The 17,491-nt window shown below is 71.9% G+C and carries 14 protein-coding genes; 12 read left to right on the plus strand and 2 right to left on the minus strand.

The features are described 5' to 3' along the window. Nucleotides 1–183 precede the first annotated feature (183 nt). From ACIP9H_RS30895 to ACIP9H_RS30945, 11 genes are all read left to right on the plus strand, one after another. The gene (locus tag ACIP9H_RS30895) at nucleotides 184–339 is read left to right on the plus strand and encodes a hypothetical protein (protein WP_401594525.1); all 156 of its coding nucleotides are present in this window, start codon (nucleotides 184–186) and stop codon (nucleotides 337–339) included. Continuing rightward, nucleotides 336–425, plus strand: a complete 90-nt coding sequence (gene kdpF / locus ACIP9H_RS30900) for a K(+)-transporting ATPase subunit F (protein ID WP_401594522.1) — start codon at nucleotides 336–338, stop codon at nucleotides 423–425. Before ACIP9H_RS30895 ends, kdpF begins: the two co-directional genes overlap by 4 nt. A 9-nt stretch (nucleotides 426–434) precedes the next feature. Then, entirely contained in the window at nucleotides 435–2,096 is a 1,662-nt protein-coding gene (gene kdpA / locus ACIP9H_RS30905) for a potassium-transporting ATPase subunit KdpA (RefSeq protein ID WP_401962062.1), read from the plus strand. Between the two features lie 35 nt (nucleotides 2,097–2,131). Then, a complete protein-coding gene (gene kdpB / locus ACIP9H_RS30910; RefSeq protein WP_401962064.1) occupies nucleotides 2,132–4,237 on the plus strand; it encodes a potassium-transporting ATPase subunit KdpB in 2,106 nt (701 codons plus the stop codon). Between the two features lie 5 nt (nucleotides 4,238–4,242). After that, the gene (gene kdpC, locus ACIP9H_RS30915) at nucleotides 4,243–4,872 is read left to right on the plus strand and encodes a potassium-transporting ATPase subunit KdpC (RefSeq protein ID WP_401962066.1); all 630 of its coding nucleotides are present in this window, start codon (nucleotides 4,243–4,245) and stop codon (nucleotides 4,870–4,872) included. 371 nt (nucleotides 4,873–5,243) lie between these two features. Beyond that, nucleotides 5,244–6,503: a hypothetical protein gene (locus ACIP9H_RS30920; RefSeq protein ID WP_401962068.1), complete on the plus strand. Its 1,260-nt coding sequence runs from the start codon at nucleotides 5,244–5,246 to the stop codon at nucleotides 6,501–6,503. A 146-nt stretch (nucleotides 6,504–6,649) separates the two neighbouring features. Further along, nucleotides 6,650–9,193, plus strand: a complete 2,544-nt coding sequence (locus tag ACIP9H_RS30925; protein ID WP_401962070.1) for an ATP-binding protein — start codon at nucleotides 6,650–6,652, stop codon at nucleotides 9,191–9,193. Nucleotides 9,194–9,340: 147 nt separating this feature from the next. Then, nucleotides 9,341–11,884, plus strand: coding sequence for a DUF4118 domain-containing protein (locus ACIP9H_RS30930; protein WP_401962072.1), 2,544 nt, complete (start codon nucleotides 9,341–9,343; stop codon nucleotides 11,882–11,884). Between the two features lie 73 nt (nucleotides 11,885–11,957). Further along, nucleotides 11,958–12,641 (plus strand): response regulator, encoded by a 684-nt coding sequence (locus ACIP9H_RS30935; RefSeq protein WP_319659086.1) that lies wholly within the window; start codon nucleotides 11,958–11,960, stop codon nucleotides 12,639–12,641. Between the two features lie 31 nt (nucleotides 12,642–12,672). After that, complete coding sequence (locus ACIP9H_RS30940) at nucleotides 12,673–13,071, plus strand: OB-fold nucleic acid binding domain-containing protein (protein WP_360905814.1); 399 nt, start codon at nucleotides 12,673–12,675, stop codon at nucleotides 13,069–13,071. A gap of 3 nt (nucleotides 13,072–13,074) precedes the next feature. Next, nucleotides 13,075–13,836, plus strand: coding sequence for a DUF3159 domain-containing protein (locus ACIP9H_RS30945; RefSeq protein WP_360905813.1), 762 nt, complete (start codon nucleotides 13,075–13,077; stop codon nucleotides 13,834–13,836). 93 nt (nucleotides 13,837–13,929) lie between these two features. On the opposite strand, the gene ACIP9H_RS30950 is transcribed toward ACIP9H_RS30945, so the two are convergent. Both ACIP9H_RS30950 and ACIP9H_RS30955 read right to left on the minus strand, forming a co-directional pair. After that, nucleotides 13,930–14,598, minus strand: a complete 669-nt coding sequence (locus ACIP9H_RS30950; protein ID WP_401594499.1) for a potassium channel family protein — start codon at nucleotides 14,596–14,598, stop codon at nucleotides 13,930–13,932. Further along, nucleotides 14,595–15,263 (minus strand): TrkA family potassium uptake protein, encoded by a 669-nt coding sequence (locus tag ACIP9H_RS30955; RefSeq protein ID WP_360905811.1) that lies wholly within the window; start codon nucleotides 15,261–15,263, stop codon nucleotides 14,595–14,597. Before ACIP9H_RS30955 ends, ACIP9H_RS30950 begins: the two co-directional genes overlap by 4 nt. A 137-nt stretch (nucleotides 15,264–15,400) precedes the next feature. On the opposite strand from ACIP9H_RS30955, the gene ACIP9H_RS30960 reads away from it, so the two are divergent. Continuing rightward, on the plus strand, nucleotides 15,401–17,452 hold the full coding sequence (locus tag ACIP9H_RS30960) for an APC family permease (RefSeq protein ID WP_401594496.1): 2,052 nt from the start codon (nucleotides 15,401–15,403) through the stop codon (nucleotides 17,450–17,452). Nucleotides 17,453–17,491: the final 39 nt, after the last annotated feature.

A 17,491-nucleotide genomic window follows, 5' to 3' on the forward strand; every position in this document is an offset into this window, starting at 1 on the left:
ACCGATCCTCCCTTCGGCGCCGTGCACCGGTGAACCCGGAGGGCCCCATGGCGCGCCACCCCCCCGCCCGCAGTGGCTGCGCTGATAAGGGGTCACCCCACGTCGGCGTTTTCGCAGGTCAAACGGGTTGTCGTCAAGGGGCCGTCAAGTCGGCGCCAGGGCCCGTCAGGGAGGCGTCAACGCGTGGGGGCGGCCGGTGGATCGGATGTTTGCTGTCCTGGTCAATGTCCGTTCTGTCCGATTGAGGAGCACGTGATGGCCGATCTGGTCTTCGTGGCCATCACGGTCGCGGTGTTCGCGCTGGTGGCCTTCATCGCCAAGGCGGTGACGAAGCTGTGAGCGCGGAGAACATCGTCGGGCTCGTCGTGGCCGTCGCGCTGCTGGGCTACCTCGTCCTCGCGCTCGTCTTCCCCGAGAAGTTCTGAGGCCCGGACATGGGCCCCGTACCCGCCCAAGTGCTCCAGGTCGTCGCCCTCGTGGCGGCGCTGGCCCTGGTGTACCGGCCCTTCGGCGACTACATGGCCGCCGTCTACAGCTCCGGCAGGCACCTGCGGGTCGAGCGCGTCCTCTACCGCTGCTTCGGCGCCGACCCCGACGCCGAGATGCGCTGGCCTTCCTACCTGCGGGCGGTCCTGGCATTCTCCTTCGTCGGCGTGCTCTTCCTCTACCTGTTCCTGCGGGTCCAGAACCATCTCCCGCTCTCCCTCGGATTCGCCGCGTTCAGCCCCGACCAGGCGTTCAACACCGCGACCTCCTTCGTGACCAACACGAACTGGCAGTCGTACATGGGCGAGAACTCCATGGGGCACGCCGCCCAGGCCGCCGGTCTGGCGGTGCAGAACTTCGTGTCGGCGGCGGTCGGCATGGCCGTGGCCATGGCGCTGGTCCGCGGCTTCGCCCGGTCCCGCACAGGGGACCTCGGCAACTTCTGGGCCGACCTGGTCCGCGGCACCGTGCGCATCCTGCTGCCGATCGCCTTCGTCGCCGCGATCGTCCTGATCGCCTTCGGCGTGGTGCAGAACTTCGCCGGCTGGCACGACGTGTCCACCCTCGCCGGCGGCCATCAGACGCTGACCGGCGGGCCGGTCGCGTCCCAGGAGGCCATCAAGGAGCTGGGCACGAACGGCGGCGGTTTCTACAACGTCAACTCCGCCCACCCGTTCGAGAACCCGGACGCGTTCACCAACCTCTTCGAGATCTTCCTGCTCCTGGTGATCCCGGTCTCGCTGACCCGGACCTTCGGCAGGCTGGTCGGCAGCGTGAAGCAGGGCTACGCGATCCTCGCCGCCATGGGCGTCATCTGGATCGCCTTCGTCGCCCTGATGAGCTGGGCGGAGTTCGCCCACCCCGGCTCGGCGAACCAGATCGCCGGCGGCGCCATGGAGGGCAAGGAGCAGCGCTTCGGCATCGGGGGCTCGTCGCTGTTCGCGGTGAGCACGACCCTGACCTCGACCGGCGCGGTGGACGCCGCCCACTCCTCCCTCACCGGGTTCGGCGGCGGCATCACGCTGCTGTCGATGATGCTCGGCGAGATCGCCCCCGGCGGCACCGGGTCCGGCCTCTACGGCATCCTGATCATGGCGATCGTCGCGGTCTTCATCGCGGGCCTGATGGTCGGCCGTACGCCGGAGTACCTGGGCAAGAAGATCGGCACGCGCGAGATCAAGCTCGCCGCGCTCTACATCCTCGTCACCCCCGCGATCGTGCTCTGCTTCACGGCCCTGGCCATGGCGCTGCCGATCCCGCCGCACTCCATCCTGAACAGCGGCCCGCACGGCTTCTCGGAAGTGCTGTACGCCTACACCTCGGCCGGCAACAACAACGGCTCCGCCTTCGCGGGCCTCAGCGCCGACACGCGGTGGTACAACACGACGCTCGGCCTCGCGATGGTGCTGGGCCGCTTCGTGCCGATGATCTTCGTCCTGGCGCTGGCGGGCTCGCTCGCCGGGCAGAAGCCGGTCCCGGCCACCGCCGGCACCCTCCGCACCGAGAAGCTGCTCTTCGCGGGTCTGCTCGTCGGCGCGATCCTGATCATCACGGGCCTGACCTACTTCCCGGCGCTGGCCCTCGGCCCGCTGGCGGAGGGACTGTCATGAGCCGCGCGGACCGACCCACCCCCGAAGAGGAAGCCATGTCCACCGCATCGTCCCCGCGCGGGTCCAGGGCGGGGACGGCACCGCACGCCCCCGCCGCGGGACAGCGCGGCCGTGTCTCGGGCGGCATGTTCGACCCGGCGCAGTTGCTGAGGTCGCTGCCGGACGCGCTGCGCAAGCTCGACCCCCGGGTGATGGCCAAGTCGCCCGTCATGTTCGTCGTGCTGATCGGCTCGGTGTTCACCACCGTGCTGGCGGCGCTGTCCCCCGCCGACTGGTTCGGCTGGGCGATCACCGTCTGGCTGTGGCTGACCGTGATCTTCGCCAACCTGGCGGAGGCCGTCGCCGAGGGCCGCGGCAAGGCCCAGGCCGACACCCTGCGCAAGGCCAAGACCGACACCGTCGCGCGCCGGCTGACCGACGGCAAGGAGGAGCACGTCCCGGGCGCCTCCTTGCGGATCGGCGACCTGGTGGTCTGCGAGGCCGGCGACATCATCCCGGGCGACGGCGACGTCGTCGAGGGTGTCGCCTCGGTGGACGAGTCGGCCATCACCGGTGAGTCGGCCCCGGTCATCCGGGAGTCCGGCGGCGACCGCTCGGCGGTCACCGGTGGCACCAAGGTGCTGTCCGACCGCATCGTCGTCCGCATCACGTCCAAGCCGGGCGAGACCTTCATCGACCGGATGATCGCCCTGGTCGAGGGCGCCTCCCGGCAGAAGACGCCCAACGAGATCGCGCTCAACATCCTGCTGGCCTCGCTGACCATCGTCTTCCTGCTGGCGGTCGTCACCCTGCAGCCGTTCGCGATCTACGCGGGCGCCGAGCAGTCGATGATCGTCCTGGTCGCTCTGCTGGTCTGCCTCATCCCGACGACCATCGGCGCGCTGCTGTCGGCGATCGGCATCGCCGGCATGGACCGCCTGGTGCAGCGCAATGTGCTGGCGATGTCCGGGCGCGCCGTCGAGGCCGCGGGTGACGTCTCGACCCTGCTGCTGGACAAGACCGGCACCATCACCCTCGGCAACCGCCAGGCCGCGGAGTTCGTCCCCGTGGCGGGCGCGGGCGAGGCGGAGCTGGCGGACGCCGCGCAGCTGTCGTCGCTGGCCGACGAGACGCCCGAGGGCCGCTCCGTCGTCGTCCTGGCGAAGGAGCGGTACGGCCTGCGGGCCCGGAGCGAGGGCGAGCTCGGCCGCGCCGAGTTCGTGCCCTTCACGGCCCAGACCCGCATGTCCGGCGTCGACCTGGAGGACCGGCAGGTCCGCAAGGGCGCCGCGTCCGCGGTCACCGCGTGGGTCACCGGGAACGGCGGCGACGTCGCGGCCGACGCCCAGCACGTCGTGGACTCCATCTCCGCCGCGGGCGGCACCCCGCTGCTGGTCGCGGTCAAGGACAGCGGCGCGGCCCGGGTCCTGGGTGTCGTCCACCTGAAGGACGTCGTCAAGGAGGGCATGCGGGAGCGGTTCGACGAGCTGCGCCGGATGGGCATCCGCACCGTGATGATCACGGGTGACAACCCGCTGACCGCCCGCGCGATCGCGGACGAGGCGGGTGTCGACGACTTCCTGGCGGAGGCGACGCCCGAGGACAAGATGGCGCTGATCAAGCGGGAGCAGGCGGGCGGCAAGCTCGTCGCGATGACCGGTGACGGCACCAACGACGCCCCGGCGCTGGCCCAGGCCGATGTCGGCGTGGCCATGAACACCGGTACCTCGGCCGCCAAGGAGGCCGGGAACATGGTGGACCTGGACTCCAACCCCACCAAGCTCATCGAGATCGTGGAGATCGGCAAGCAGCTGCTGATCACCCGCGGCGCGCTGACGACGTTCTCCATCGCCAACGACGTGGCGAAGTACTTCGCGATCATCCCCGCGATGTTCGCGATCGTCTACCCGGGCCTGGACAAGCTCAACATCATGCAGCTGTCCTCGCCGGAGTCCGCGATCCTCTCCGCGGTGGTCTTCAACGCGCTGATCATCGTCGCCCTGGTGCCGCTCGCCCTGCGCGGCGTGCGGTACCGGCCGACCGGTGCCGACCGGATGCTCCGTCGCAACCTCGCGATCTACGGCCTCGGCGGCCTCGTCGCCCCGTTCATCGGCATCAAGATCATCGACCTGCTCATCTCCCTGATTCCCGGAATCGGCTGACCACCATGAACACTTCCGCACGCCACTCCGCCCGGCTGCTCTGGAGCGCCCTGCGCGCGCTGCTGGTGCTGACCGTCGTGACCGGCGTCGTCTACCCCCTCGCTGTGTGGGGCGTGGGCCAGGCGGCCTTCCACCGGCAGGCGAACGGCTCCGAGGTGACGGCCGGAGGCAGGGTCGTCGGCTCGGAGCTCATCGGCCAGAACTTCACGACCGGCAAGGACTTCGCGCCCGACCCCCGCTGGTTCCAGCCGCGTCCCTCGGCCGCCGACGCTGGGAACGGCGCGGGCCCCTACGACCCGACGTACACCAGCGCCTCCAATCTGGCGGCCACCAGCAAGGTGCTGACCGACCTGGTGAAGGAGCGCAAGAAGGACGTCGCCGCGTTCAACCACGTGCCGCAGTCCCAGGTCCCGGACGACGCCGTCCAGGCCTCCGGCTCGGGCCTCGACCCGGACATCTCCCCGGCCTACGCGGCCCTCCAGACCGCCCGCGTCGCCCGTGCCAACGGCCTGCCCACCGCCAAGGTCGCCAAGCTCGTCAAGGAGCACACCGACGGCCGGCAACTGGGCTTCCTCGGCGGGCCGACCGTCAACGTCCTGGAGCTCAACGTCGCCCTCGAGCGGCTGGCCGGCTGACCCCGCCGCCTCTCCGCCCCGCCCCGTGGCATCAGGGACGCGTCAGGGGCGGCGCCGGCAGCGTACGGAACCCGCCAAGGCGGCGGGCCGGGGCCGCGATCGCGGGAAGAGTGGTGGTCGCGAGGGGGGCCCGAGGAGGCCGCTCCGCGGTGTGCGAAGGGGGGCGCAGCCCGATGGCGATCGCCGTCACTGCTGCGAAAGACCGGGAGGCGCCTGCGGGGGCGCCGGAACCGGACCCCGGAGGGCGCCACCGCGTCCCACCGGAGGCCCCCACGCGTCGCCCACGGAGGCCGCGCGGCCATCGCCCGGTCACCGTACCGGCACGGCTGCGCGGCCTCCGCGCGCTCGTCCTGACGGCGTGCGCGGCGCTCGTGGCCGTCCTGGTGACGGGCGGCCTGGCCGCCGACGCTTCGTGGGACGCGGTCAGGGACCACTCCGCGCCCCGCGTGACCAGCGCTACCGGGCTGTACTTCGCCCTGAACGACATGGACGCCCAGATCGCCAACCAGTTGCTGGCAGGCCGCACCGCGTCGCTCGCCCGGACGCGCTCCGACGCGGCTCGCGTCTACGAACAGCGCCGCGTCGAGGCCGCCGGCTACCTCCGCGACCTCGCCGGGGCGGCCGCCGGTGATCCGGAAGGCGAGCGCGCGGTCGCCGCCGCCATCGCGGACTTCGGGGCGTACGAGGAACTGGCCGCTCGCGCCTTGGCGCTGGGCCGCATCGCGGAGTACCGCAATGCCACGCGTTTGATGCGCACACGCCTGCTGCCCGAGGCCGACGCCCTGGTGACGGGGAACGACCGCGCCTTCGAGCACACCTACCGGGACGCGCTCGCGCGGGAGGCGCGGTCGCGCGACGCGCTGCTCGCTTCGGGCCTGGCGCTGCTGGCGGTCCTTGTCGCGCTGCAGATCCACCTCGCCGGGCGTTTCCGCCGCGTGATCAATCCCGGGGCCGCAGCGGCCACCCTGCTTGTGCTCGCCGCGACCGTGGCGGGCGCCGCGGGCGTCGGGGCGCAGCGACACGATCTGGACGTCGCGCGACGGGACGCGTTCGACTCCGTCCTGGCCCTCACCCGCGCTCGCGCCGTCGCCTACGACGCCAACGCGGACGAGTCCCGCTACCTGCTCGACCGGGCCCACGCCGGAGCGCAGGAGGCCGCCTTCCTCGGCAAGAGCCAGCGGCTGCTCCGGGTGCCGGACGCCACGATCGACACCTATGCCGCCGGGCTCGACGCCGTCCGCGTCGACGACCGTGCGACGGGCTTCCTCGGCGACGAGTTCCGCAACATCACCTTCCCCGGCGAGCGCGCTGCCGCCGCACGCGTGCTCGATCGCTACCGGGTCTACCAGCGCGACGACCGCACGATTCGCGCTCTCGCCCGGTCCGGCCGGCACACCGAGGCAGTGGCCTACGGCACCGGGTACGCCCCCGGTGAGTCCAATCACGACTTCGCCGCCTTCGACGCGGCGCTGCGCGACCTCATCGCCATCAACATGTCCGCGTACAAGCACGCCTCCGCCGACGGCGCGCGCGCCGCGCTCCCGCTGCCACTGGGGCTCGCGGGCGGCGTGGCCGTGGCGGCGGGTCTGGTCCTGTTCGGCCTGCGACCCCGCCTCGCGGAGTTCCGCTGAGCGGCGCCGGTGTCAAGGCGGCGTCAAAGGCCCTCCGCGCGACGTCATGGCTTTGCCAACGCCCTGGGCGGCGGTGACGGCGAGGCGTTTCGCTACCAATGAGGCGGTGCCACGCACCGCACATCCCGCGCGAGGAGGCGCATCGGATGGCGCAGAGCGTCGTCGTGGACGATCCGCCGGGCCGCGTGCCCGGCCGGCTCAAGGTGTACCTCGGCGCCGCTCCGGGCGTCGGCAAGACGTACCGGATGCTCGACGAGGGCCGGCGGCGGGCCGCGCGCGGCACGGATGTGGTCGTCGCCCTCGCGGAGTGCCACAGCCGCCCGCGCACGCTGGAGATGCTGCACGGCCTCGAGGCCGTGCCCACGACGCGGCGCCCGTACCAGGGCGCGGAGTACGCGGAACTCGATGTGGCCGCCGTGCTCGCCCGGCGTCCCGCGGTCGCGCTCGTCGACGAACTCGCCCGCACCAATGTGCCCGGCGGCCGGAACGCCGAGCGGTGGCAGGACGTCGCCGAGCTGCTGGCCGCCGGGATCGACGTGGTGACCGCGGTGAACATCCAGCACCTGGAGTCGCTGAACGACGTGGTGCGGGAGATCACCGGCATTCCGGAGCCCGAGACCGTGCCCGACGCCATCGTGCGCGGCGCCGACCAGATCGAGCTTGTGGACATCCCGCCCGAAGGGCTGCGCCGGCGCCTGGCGCACGGCAACGTGTGCGAACCGGGCGGCATCGATGCCGCACTCGCCCACCGCTTCCGGATCGGCAACCTCACCGCGCTGCGCGAACTGGCCCTGCTGTGGCTGGCAGGGCGGGTCGACGAGGCGCTGCAGAGGTACCGCAGCGAGCACGGCATCGGACGGGTGTGGGAGACCCGCGAACGCGTCGTGGTGGCGCTGACCGGCGGGCCGGAGGGCGAGACGCTGATCCGCCGGGCGGTGCGGATCGCCGACCGGGCGGCGGGCGGCGCCCCCGGTGCGGGCCGGGGCTGCGACGTCCTGGCGGTGCACGTGGTGCGGAGCAAGGGCGGCCTCCCCGGCGTCCCGCCCGGCACCCTCGCCGAGCAGCGGCAGCTCGTGGAGGGCCTGGGCGGCAGCTACCACACCGTCGTCGGCGACCACGTCCCCACCGCGCTGCTGGACTTCGCCCGGGCCGAGAACGCCACCCAGCTGGTCGTCGGGGTGAGCCGGCGCGGCCGGCTGGCCCGGCTGGCGTCGGGGCAGGGTGTCGGCGAGACCACCGTCGAGCACTCCGGGGACATCGACGTCCACATGGTCACGCACGGGCGGGCGGGCCGCGGGCGCCTGCTGTCCCTCCGCGGCGGCGGCCTGCCCATCGTGCGCAAGGCCGCCGGGCCGGTGGCGGGCGTTGTGCTGCCGGCGCTGCTGACCGTCCTGCTCGCGCACACCCGCGGGCACCTCAACCTCACCAGCCAGGCCCTGCTCTTCCTGCTCGCCGTCGTCGGCGTCGCCTGCCTCGGCGGGGTGGTCTCCGCACTGCTCGCGTCGGTCACGGCCTCCTTGCTGCTCAACTACTGGTTCATCCCGCCCGTCGGCCGGTTCACGATCAACGACACCAACAACGCGCTGGCCACCGTGGTGTTCGCCGCGGTCGCCGTGACCGTGGCGGCCGTCGTCGACCGGTCGCTGCGGCTGTCCCGCCGGGCGGCCCGCGCGACGGCCGAGGCGGAGACGCTGTCCTCGCTCGCGGGGGACGTCCTGCGCGGCGACCAGGCCGTCCCGCTGCTGCTGGAACGCACCCGCGAGGTCTTCGGGATGGACAGCGCCGAGCTGACGGGAGCCGACGGGCCGCCGGCCGGGGAGGGGCCACCGCCGGTCACCGTGCCGATCGGGGGCGACGCCCGCCTGGTGCTGCGCGGCCGGGGCCTGGCCGCCTCCGAACGGCGGGTGCTGACCGCGTTCGCCGCCCACCTGACCGCCGCCGTCGACCACGCCCGGCTGGCCGAGGCGGCGGCCGAGATCGAGCCGGTCAGGGCGGCCGACCGCATGCGCACGGCGCTGCTCGCCGCCGTCAGCCACGACCTGCGCACCCCGCTGGCCAGCGGCTGGGCGGCGGTCAGCTCGCTGCGCAGCAGCGACGTCGACTTCTCCGCGGAGGACCGCGAGGAACTGCTCGCCACGGCCGACGAGTCCATGGCCCGGCTCAGCCGGCTGGTGGACAACCTGCTCGACATGAGCCGGCTGCAGGCCGGCGCGCTCAGGCTGCGGCCGGTGCCCACGGCGCTGTGCGAGGTGCTGCCGCTCGCCCTCGACAGCCTTCCTGGGGACCGGGCGCCGGTTCTCGCCCCGGAGTTGGAGCGCGCCCCCGACGTCCTGGCGGACGCGCCCCTCCTGGAGCGGGTGCTCGCCAATCTGGTCGCCAACGCGGTCCGCTACGCGCCCGCCGGGAAGCCCGTGCTGGTGACCGCCAGCTCGCTGGCCGACCGGGTGGAACTGCGCGTCGCCGACCGGGGGCCGGGGCTGCCGGAGGACGCGCGCGAGCGGGTTTTCGAGGCGTTCCAGCGCCTGGGCGACACCGACAACAGCACCGGGCTGGGCCTGGGCCTCGCCCTGTCCCGCGGCCTCGCCGAAGCCATGGGCGGCACCCTTGTGCCCGAGGACACACCGGGCGGCGGGCTCACCATGGTGCTGTCCCTGCCTGCCGCACCAGCACCGGAGCGCGCGGCCGCCTGAGCACCGCCGGGGCGGCCGGAAGGCGTCAAGGCCACGTCAACATGACCGGGTGCCGCGCATCGTGTCCCGTTTGTCCATTGCTGGGACCATAGGATTTGCTACGTCGGCGCGCCGGACAGCCGGCGCAATGAAGCGGAACGTGGAGTCATGGCACGCGGCATATTGCGGATCTACCTGGGGGCCGCCCCTGGAGTGGGCAAGACCTACGCCATGCTCTCCGAGGCGCACCGGCGGCTGGAGCGCGGCACCGACCTGGCCGTGGCCTTCGTCGAGCACCACAAGCGGCCCCGCACCGAGGTCATGCTGCACGGCCTGGAGGTGATTCGGCGCAAGGAGATCGAGTACCGGGACACGACGTTCACCGAGATGGACGTCGACGCGGTGCTCGCCCGCCGGCCCGAGGTCGCCCTTGTCGACGAGCTCGCCCACACCAACGTCCCCGGAAGCCGCAACGAGAAGCGCTGGCAGGACGTCGAGGAACTGCTCCAGGCCGGGATCAACGTCATATCGACGGTCAACATCCAGCACCTGGAGTCGCTCGGCGACGCCGTCGAGTCGATCACCGGGGTGCGCCAGCGCGAGACCGTCCCCGACGAGGTGGTGCGCAGGGCCGACCAGATCGAGCTGGTCGACATGTCGCCCCAGGCGCTGCGCCGCCGCATGGCGCACGGCAACATCTACGCCCCCGACAAGGTCGACGCGGCCCTGTCCAACTACTTCCGGCCGGGCAACCTGACCGCGCTGCGCGAACTGGCGCTGCTGTGGGTCGCCGACCGGGTCGACGAGTACCTGCGGCAGTACCGCGCCGACCACCACATCTCCACCACCTGGCAGGCCCGCGAGCGCATCGTCGTCGGACTGACCGGCGGCCCCGAGGGGCGCACCCTGATCCGGCGCGCGGCCCGGATGGCCGCCAAGGGCGCGGGCGGCGAGATCCTCGCCGTCCACATCGCCCGCAGCGACGGCCTGGCGGCCGGCTCGCCCAAGGAGATCGCGGTCCAGCGCACCCTGGTGGAGGACCTCGGCGGCTCCTTCCACCACGTCGTCGGCGACGACGTGCCCTCCGCCCTGCTGGACTTCGCGCGCGGCGTGAACGCCACCCAGATCGTGCTGGGCACCAGCCGCCGCCCGGCCTGGCAGTACGTGCTCGGCCCCGGCGTCGGCGCGACCGTGGCCCGGGAGTCCGGTCCCGACCTGGACGTGCACATCGTCACCCACGAGCGGGCCGCCAAGGGCCGCGGCCTGCCCATCGCCCGCGGGGCCCGGCTCGGCCGCTCGCGGGTGATCGCGGGCTGGCTGACCGGCGTGCTCGGCCCGATCGTGCTGTGCGCCGTGCTGACGCATCTGCACAGCGGCCTCGGCCTGGCCACCGACATGCTGCTGTTCATGGCCCTGACGGTCGCGGCGGCGCTCACCGGCGGCCTGTACCCCGCGCTCGTCTCCGCCGTCGGCGGCTCCCTGCTGCTGAACTACTACTTCGCGCCGCCCCTGCACACCTTCACGATCTCCAAGCCGGAGAACGTGATCGCCATCGTGATCTTCGTGGTGGTCGCCCTCGCCGTCGCCTCGGTCGTGGACCTGGCGGCCCGCCGCACGCACCTGGCGGCCAGACTCCAGTCCGAGGCGGAGATCCTGTCCTACCTGGCGGGCAGCGTGCTGCGCGGGGAGCACTCGCTGGAGGCGCTGCTGGAGCGGGTGCGGGAGACCTTCGGCATGGAGTCGGTGGTCCTGCTGGAGCGGGCGGGTGAGCACGAGGCGTGGACCTGTGCCGCCGGTGTCGGCGGCACAGGGTGCCTGCGTCCCGAGGACGCCGACGTGGAGGTGCCGGTCAGCGACAACCTCTCGCTCGCCCTCACCGGCCGCGTGCTGCCCGCCTCGGACCGCCGTGTGCTGTCCGCCTTCGCGGCCCAGGCCGCCGGCGTCCTGGACTGGCAGCGGCTGGAGGACGAGGCCGCCCTCGCCCGCGGCCTCGCCGAGGGCAACCGGATCCGCACCGCCCTGCTCGCCGCCGTCTCCCACGACCTGCGCACCCCTCTCGCGGGCATCAAAGCGGCGGTCAGCTCGCTGCGCTCGGACGACGTCGCCTGGTCCGAGGAGGACGAGGCCGAACTGCTGGCGGGCATCGAGGACGGCGCCGACCGGCTGGACAACCTGGTGGGCAATCTGCTCGACATGTCCCGGCTGCAGACCGGCACCGTCAATCCGCTGATCCGCGAGATCGACCTGGACGAGGTTGTGCCCAAGGCACTGCGCGGCGTCCCCGACGGAAGCGTCACCCTGGACGTCCCCGAGACGCTGCCCATGGTCTCCGTCGACCCGGGACTGCTGGAGCGCAGCGTCGCCAACATCGTCGAGAACGCCGTGAAGTACAGCCCCGAGGGAACCAAGGTGCTGGTGGCCGCAAGCGCCCTCGGCGACCGCGTCGACCTGCGCGTGGTCGACCGCGGACCGGGCGTGCCGGACACCGCCAAGGACCGGATCTTCGAGCCCTTCCAGCGCTACGGCGACGCGCCCCGGGGCAACGGCGTCGGCCTCGGCCTGGCCGTCGCCCGCGGCTTCGCCGACGCCATGGACGCGGCCCTGCATCCGGAGGACACCCCCGGCGGCGGCCTGACCATGGTGCTCACCCTCAAGGCCGCGCCCGGCAGCCCTCCCGCGACGCCGGACCTCCCCGCCGAGGCGACGACATGAGCGCGTCGCCCGGTCACATGTCCGTGGCCGCCGCAGCCCCCAAGACCGTTGCAGTGAACGAAAGGCAGGCCCCATGAACCGGGTGCTCGTGGTCGACGACGAGCCGCAGATCGTGCGGGCTCTCGTGATCAACCTGCGTGCCCGCAAATACGAGGTCGACGCCGCCCATGACGGTGCGACCGCGCTCGCGCTCGCGGCCGCCCGGCACCCCGACGTCATCGTGCTCGACCTCGGTCTGCCCGACATGGACGGCGTCGAGGTGATCCGGGGCCTGCGCGGCTGGACCCGGGTGCCGATCATCGTGCTCTCCGCCCGCCAGGCGTCCGACGAGAAGGTCGAGGCGCTGGACGCGGGCGCGGACGACTACGTCACCAAGCCCTTCGGCATGGACGAACTGCTGGCCCGGCTGCGCGCCGCCGTCCGGCGGGCCACGCCCGGCGGCCCCGAGGACGGCGCCGCCACCGTGGAGACCGAGTCCTTCACCGTCGACCTGGCCGCCAAGAAGGTCAACCGCGACGGCGCCGACGTCCGCCTGACCCCGACCGAGTGGCACCTGCTGGAGGTCCTGGTCCGCAACACCGGCCGCCTGGTGAGCCAGAAGCAGCTGCTCCAGGAGGTCTGGGGGCCCTCGTACGGCACGGAGAGCAACTATCTGCGGGTCTACATGGCGCAGCTGCGGCGCAAGCTGGAGGCGGACCCCGCGCATCCCCGGCACTTCATCACCGAGCCGGGGATGGGCTACCGCTTCGAGAAGTGAACCCGGCACCTGGCCCGGTACCCTTCGGAGTATGAGTGGTACCACCCGTTCGGACCGACCCGCCGGCCGTTTTCGCCGGATGCTCGACCGCCTGTCCACCTCCCAGGAGGAGCTGCACTCCGACGAGCTGCGGCGGGACACCGCGGACGTCGGGTGCACACGGATCTGCGACTGCCACGACCGTGACATCGTCACGGTGACGGGTACACTGCGCGCAGTCACGCTGCGTCCCCGTGCCGGCGTCCCCGCGCTGGAGGCGGAGCTGTTCGACGGCTCGGCGGCGCTCGACGTCGTGTGGCTCGGGCGGCGGAGCATCGTCGGTATCGAGCCGGGCCGCAGGATCATCGCGTCGGGGCGGATCTCCATGAACCGCGGCCGTCCGGTGCTGTTCAACCCCAAGTACGAGTTGCGTCCGGTCGGACAGGAGTAGCCGGTGGCGTCGATCGACAAGCGGACCGGGACAGAGCCCGGCACCGATGCCGGGCCGCAGGGCCCGGAGCACGACGCGGCGGCCTCCAGGGCAGCCGCGGACCACGCGCTCCTGGAGGCCTTCGGCGGCGTCTGGGGCATGGTGGACACCACGGTGCCCGGTCTGGTGTTCGTGCTGATCTACACGATCAACCACGACATCAAGACGGCGGCGGTGGCCGCGCTCGGCCTCTCCCTGGTGCTGGCGCTCGCCCGGCTGGTGCGCAAGCAGACGCTCAAGCACGCCTTCAGCGGCGTCTTCGGCGTCGCCTTCGGCGCGGTCTTCGCCATGCTCTCCGGGGACGCGAAGAACTTCTACCTGCCGGGCATGCTCTACACCCTGGGGCTCGCGGTCGCCTACGTGATCTCGGCGCTGGTGGGTTACCCCCTGATCGGGCTGCTCCTCGGCCCGATCCTGAAGGAGAACCTCTCCTGGAAGACCAGGAACCCCGGGCGGCTCGTGGCGTACACCAAGGCCACCTGGGCCTGGGGCATCATCCTGCTGGCGAAGTCGGCGGTGCTCTTCCCGCTGTACTTCTGGGGCAACGCCACCCAGCTCGGCTGGGTCAAGGTCGCGCTCGGCATCCCGCCGTTCCTGCTCGCCGTCTACCTGACGTGGATCTTCCTCGCGAAGGCCCCGCCGCCGATCGACGTGATCGCGGAGATGGAGGCCGCCGAAGCGAAGGAAGCCGAGGAACGGGCCGCCAAGGAGGCCGCGGAGCGCTGACAGCGCCCGCTGGCGACTCCCTCCGCACGGCACGAAGGGGCGCCCGGAACCACGTGGTTCCGGGCGCCCCTTCGTATGCGCCGGGCCCGCGGGTCAGGCGCCGCTGCGGACCGAGAGCAGGTCCTCCAGCTGCTCCTCGCGGTGCGGGGCCGCGACGAAGAGCAACTCGTCGCCCGCCTCCAGCGCGTCGTCCTTGGACGGCGTGAGCACCCGGTGACCACGGATGATGGTCACCAGCGCGGTGTCCTCGGGCCAGCGCACGTCGCCGACGCGGGTGCCGACGAGCGCGGCCTCCTCGGGCAGCGTCAACTCGACCAGGTTCGCGTCACCCTGGCTGAAGCGCATCAGCCGGACCAGGTCGCCGACGCTCACCGCCTCCTCGACCAGGGCAGACATCAGCCGCGGGGTGGAGACCGCGACGTCCACGCCCCAGGCCTCGTTGAACAGCCACTCGTTCTTGGGGTTGTTCACCCGGGCGACCACGCGCGGCACGCCGTACTCCGTCTTGGCGAGCAGCGACACCACGAGATTGACCTTGTCGTCGCCCGTGGCGGCGATCACCACATTGCAGCGCTGCAGCGCCGCCTCGTCCAGCGAGGTGATCTCGCAGGCGTCGGCCAGCAGCCACTCCGCCTGCGGTACCCGCTCGACCGAGATCGAGGTCGGGTTCTTGTCGATCAGGAGGACCTCGTGGCCGTTCTCCAGCAGCTCACCCGCGATCGAGCGGCCCACGGCACCCGCCCCTGCGATGGCGACCCTCATCGGCTCGTCTCCTCGGGACCCTTGGCGAACGCGGCCTCGACCTGCTCGACCTCATTGGTGCGCATCATCACGTGGACGAGGTCGCCCTCCTGCAGAACGGTCTCGGACGTCGGCAGCATCGCCTCGCCGAGCCGGGTGAGGAACGCCACGCGCACCCCGGTCTCCTCCTGGAGCCGGCTGACCTTGTGGCCCACCCACGCGGTGTCGGTGTGCACCTCGGCGAGCTGCACCCCACCGCTCGGATCGCGCCACAACGGCTCGGCACCCGACGGCAGCAGGCGGCGCAGCATCTGGTCGGCCGTCCAGCGCACGGTGGCCACGGTCGGGATGCCCAGACGCTGGTACACCTCGGCACGGCGGGGGTCGTAGATGCGGGCGGCCACGTTCTCGATGCCGAACATCTCACGGGCCACCCGGGCCGCGATGATGTTGGAGTTGTCGCCGCTGCTGACGGCGGCGAAGGCGCCGGCTTCCTCGATGCCCGCCTCGCGCAGCGTGTCCTGGTCGAACCCGACCCCGGTCACGCGGCGCCCGCTGAAACCCGAGCCCAGGCGGCGGAACGCCGTCGGATCCTGGTCCACCACGGCCACTGTATGACCTTGCTGCTCAAGGGAGTGCGCGAGAGTGGAACCCACTCGCCCGCAACCCATAATCACGACGTGCACGACCGTCCTTCCGGCTGTCAACGATGTGGCCGATTCCCTCTCAGGGTCTCAGACCGCGGCCAAAGCTACACACGCACGTAACCGCTCGATAGGTGGGCGGTGGGTCGGAAACCTTGACGATCCTCTAACATCCTCGGGTGTCCAAACTGACCGACCTTCCGAAACGGATCCTGATCGGGCGGGCGCTGCGGAGCGACAAGCTCGGGGAGACCCTCCTGCCCAAGCGGCTGGCTCTCCCGGTCTTCGCCTCGGACCCGCTGTCCTCCGTTGCCTACGCGCCGGGCGAGGTGCTCCTCGTCCTGTCGATCGCGGGAGTGTCGGCCTACCACTTCAGCCCCTGGATCGCGGTCGCGGTCGTGGTGCTGATGTTCACGGTCGTCGCCTCATACCGGCAGAACGTGCACGCCTACCCCTCCGGGGGCGGCGACTACGAGGTCGCGACCACCAACCTCGGGCCCCGCGCCGGGCTCACCGTGGCCAGCGCGCTGCTCGTCGACTACGTGCTCACCGTGGCCGTGTCGGTGGCCTCGGGCGTGGAGAACCTGGGCTCGGCGGTGCCGTTCTTCGTCGAGCACAAGGTGATCGGCGCGATCGGCATGATCGTGCTGCTCATGCTGATGAACCTGCGCGGTGTGCGCGAGTCCGGGACGATCTTCGCGATCCCCACGTACGCCTTCGTCTTCGGCGTCTTCTGCATGCTGCTCTGGGGCATCTTCAAGATCGCCACCGGCAGCGAGATGCACGCTCCGACCGCGGGCTACACGATCAAGGCCGAGCACACCGGACTGGCCAGCTTCGCCCTGGTCTTCCTGCTGCTGCGGGCCTTCTCCTCCGGCTGCGCCGCGCTCACCGGCGTCGAGGCGATCAGCAACGGCGTGCCCGCCTTCCGCAAGCCGAAGTCGAAGAACGCCGCCACGACGCTGGCCGCCATGGGTCTGCTCGCGGTGACGATGTTCTGCGGCATCATCGCGCTCGCGCTGTACACGAAGGTGCGGATGGCCGAGAACCCGGCCACCGACCTGCTCGTGAACGGCAAGCCGGTCGGCGCGGGTTACACCCAGGACCCGGTGATCGCGCAGGTCGCCTCCGCGGTGTTCGGCGACGGCTCGATCCCGTTCATCTTCCTCGCGGGGGCCACCGCCCTCGTCCTCTTCCTGGCGGCCAACACCGCGTACAACGGCTTCCCGGTGCTCGGCTCGATCCTCGCCCAGGACCGCTACCTGCCGCGGCAGCTGCACACCCGCGGCGACCGGCTGGCCTTCAGCAACGGCATCGTGCTGCTGGCCGCCTTCGCCGCCGTGCTCGTCTACCTCTACGGGGCCGACTCGACCCGGCTGATCCAGCTCTACATCGTCGGCGTCTTCGTGTCGTTCACCCTGAGCCAGATCGGAATGGTCCGGCACTGGAACCGGCACCTGGCCGACGAGACCGACCCCGCGGTGCGCCGCCACATGATCCGCTCGCGCGCGATCAACACCTTCGGCGCCTTCTTCACCGGCCTGGTGCTGGTGGTCGTCCTGCTGACCAAGTTCACCCACGGCGCCTGGGTCGCGGTCCTGGGCATGGGCCTGTTCTACGCGACGATGACCGCCATCCGCCGCCACTACGACCGGGTCTCCAGCGAGCTCGCGGCCGCGGAGGAACCCGGCGAGGAGGAGGCCAAGCCGTCCCGGGTGCACTCGATCGTGCTGGTCTCCAAGGTCCACAAGCCCACGCTGCGCGCCCTGTCCTACGCCAAGCTGTTCCGCTCGGACTCGCTGGAGGCGCTCAGCATCAACGTCGACCCGGCCGACACCAAGGCGCTGCAGGCGGACTGGCAGCGGCGCGGCATCGACGTGCCGCTGAAGGTGCTGGACTCGCCCTACCGCGAGATCACCCGGCCGATCGTCGACTACGTCAAGAGCCTGCGCCGCAGCAGCCCGCGCGACGTCGTCTCGATCTTCATCCCGGAGTACGTGGTCGGCCGCTGGTACGAGCACCTGCTGCACAACCAGAGCGCCCTGCGGCTCAAGGGCCGGCTGCTGTTCACCCCCGGTGTGATGGTCACTTCGGTGCCCTGGCAGCTGGAGTCCTCCGAGCGCGCCAAGGTCCGGGCCCGCAAGGGCGCCGAGTGGAACGCCCCCGGTTCGGTGCGCCGCGGCGAGGTCGGCCGCCCGCGCAGGCGCCGGGAGCCCAGCGAACGGGCGTGAGAGGAGGGCGGCGGCGCACCGTAGACTGGTGAGCTGCCG

The organism is Streptomyces sp. NPDC088732, assembly GCF_044751205.1.
In the GTDB taxonomy this organism is placed as follows: Bacteria; Actinomycetota; Actinomycetes; order Streptomycetales; family Streptomycetaceae; genus Actinacidiphila.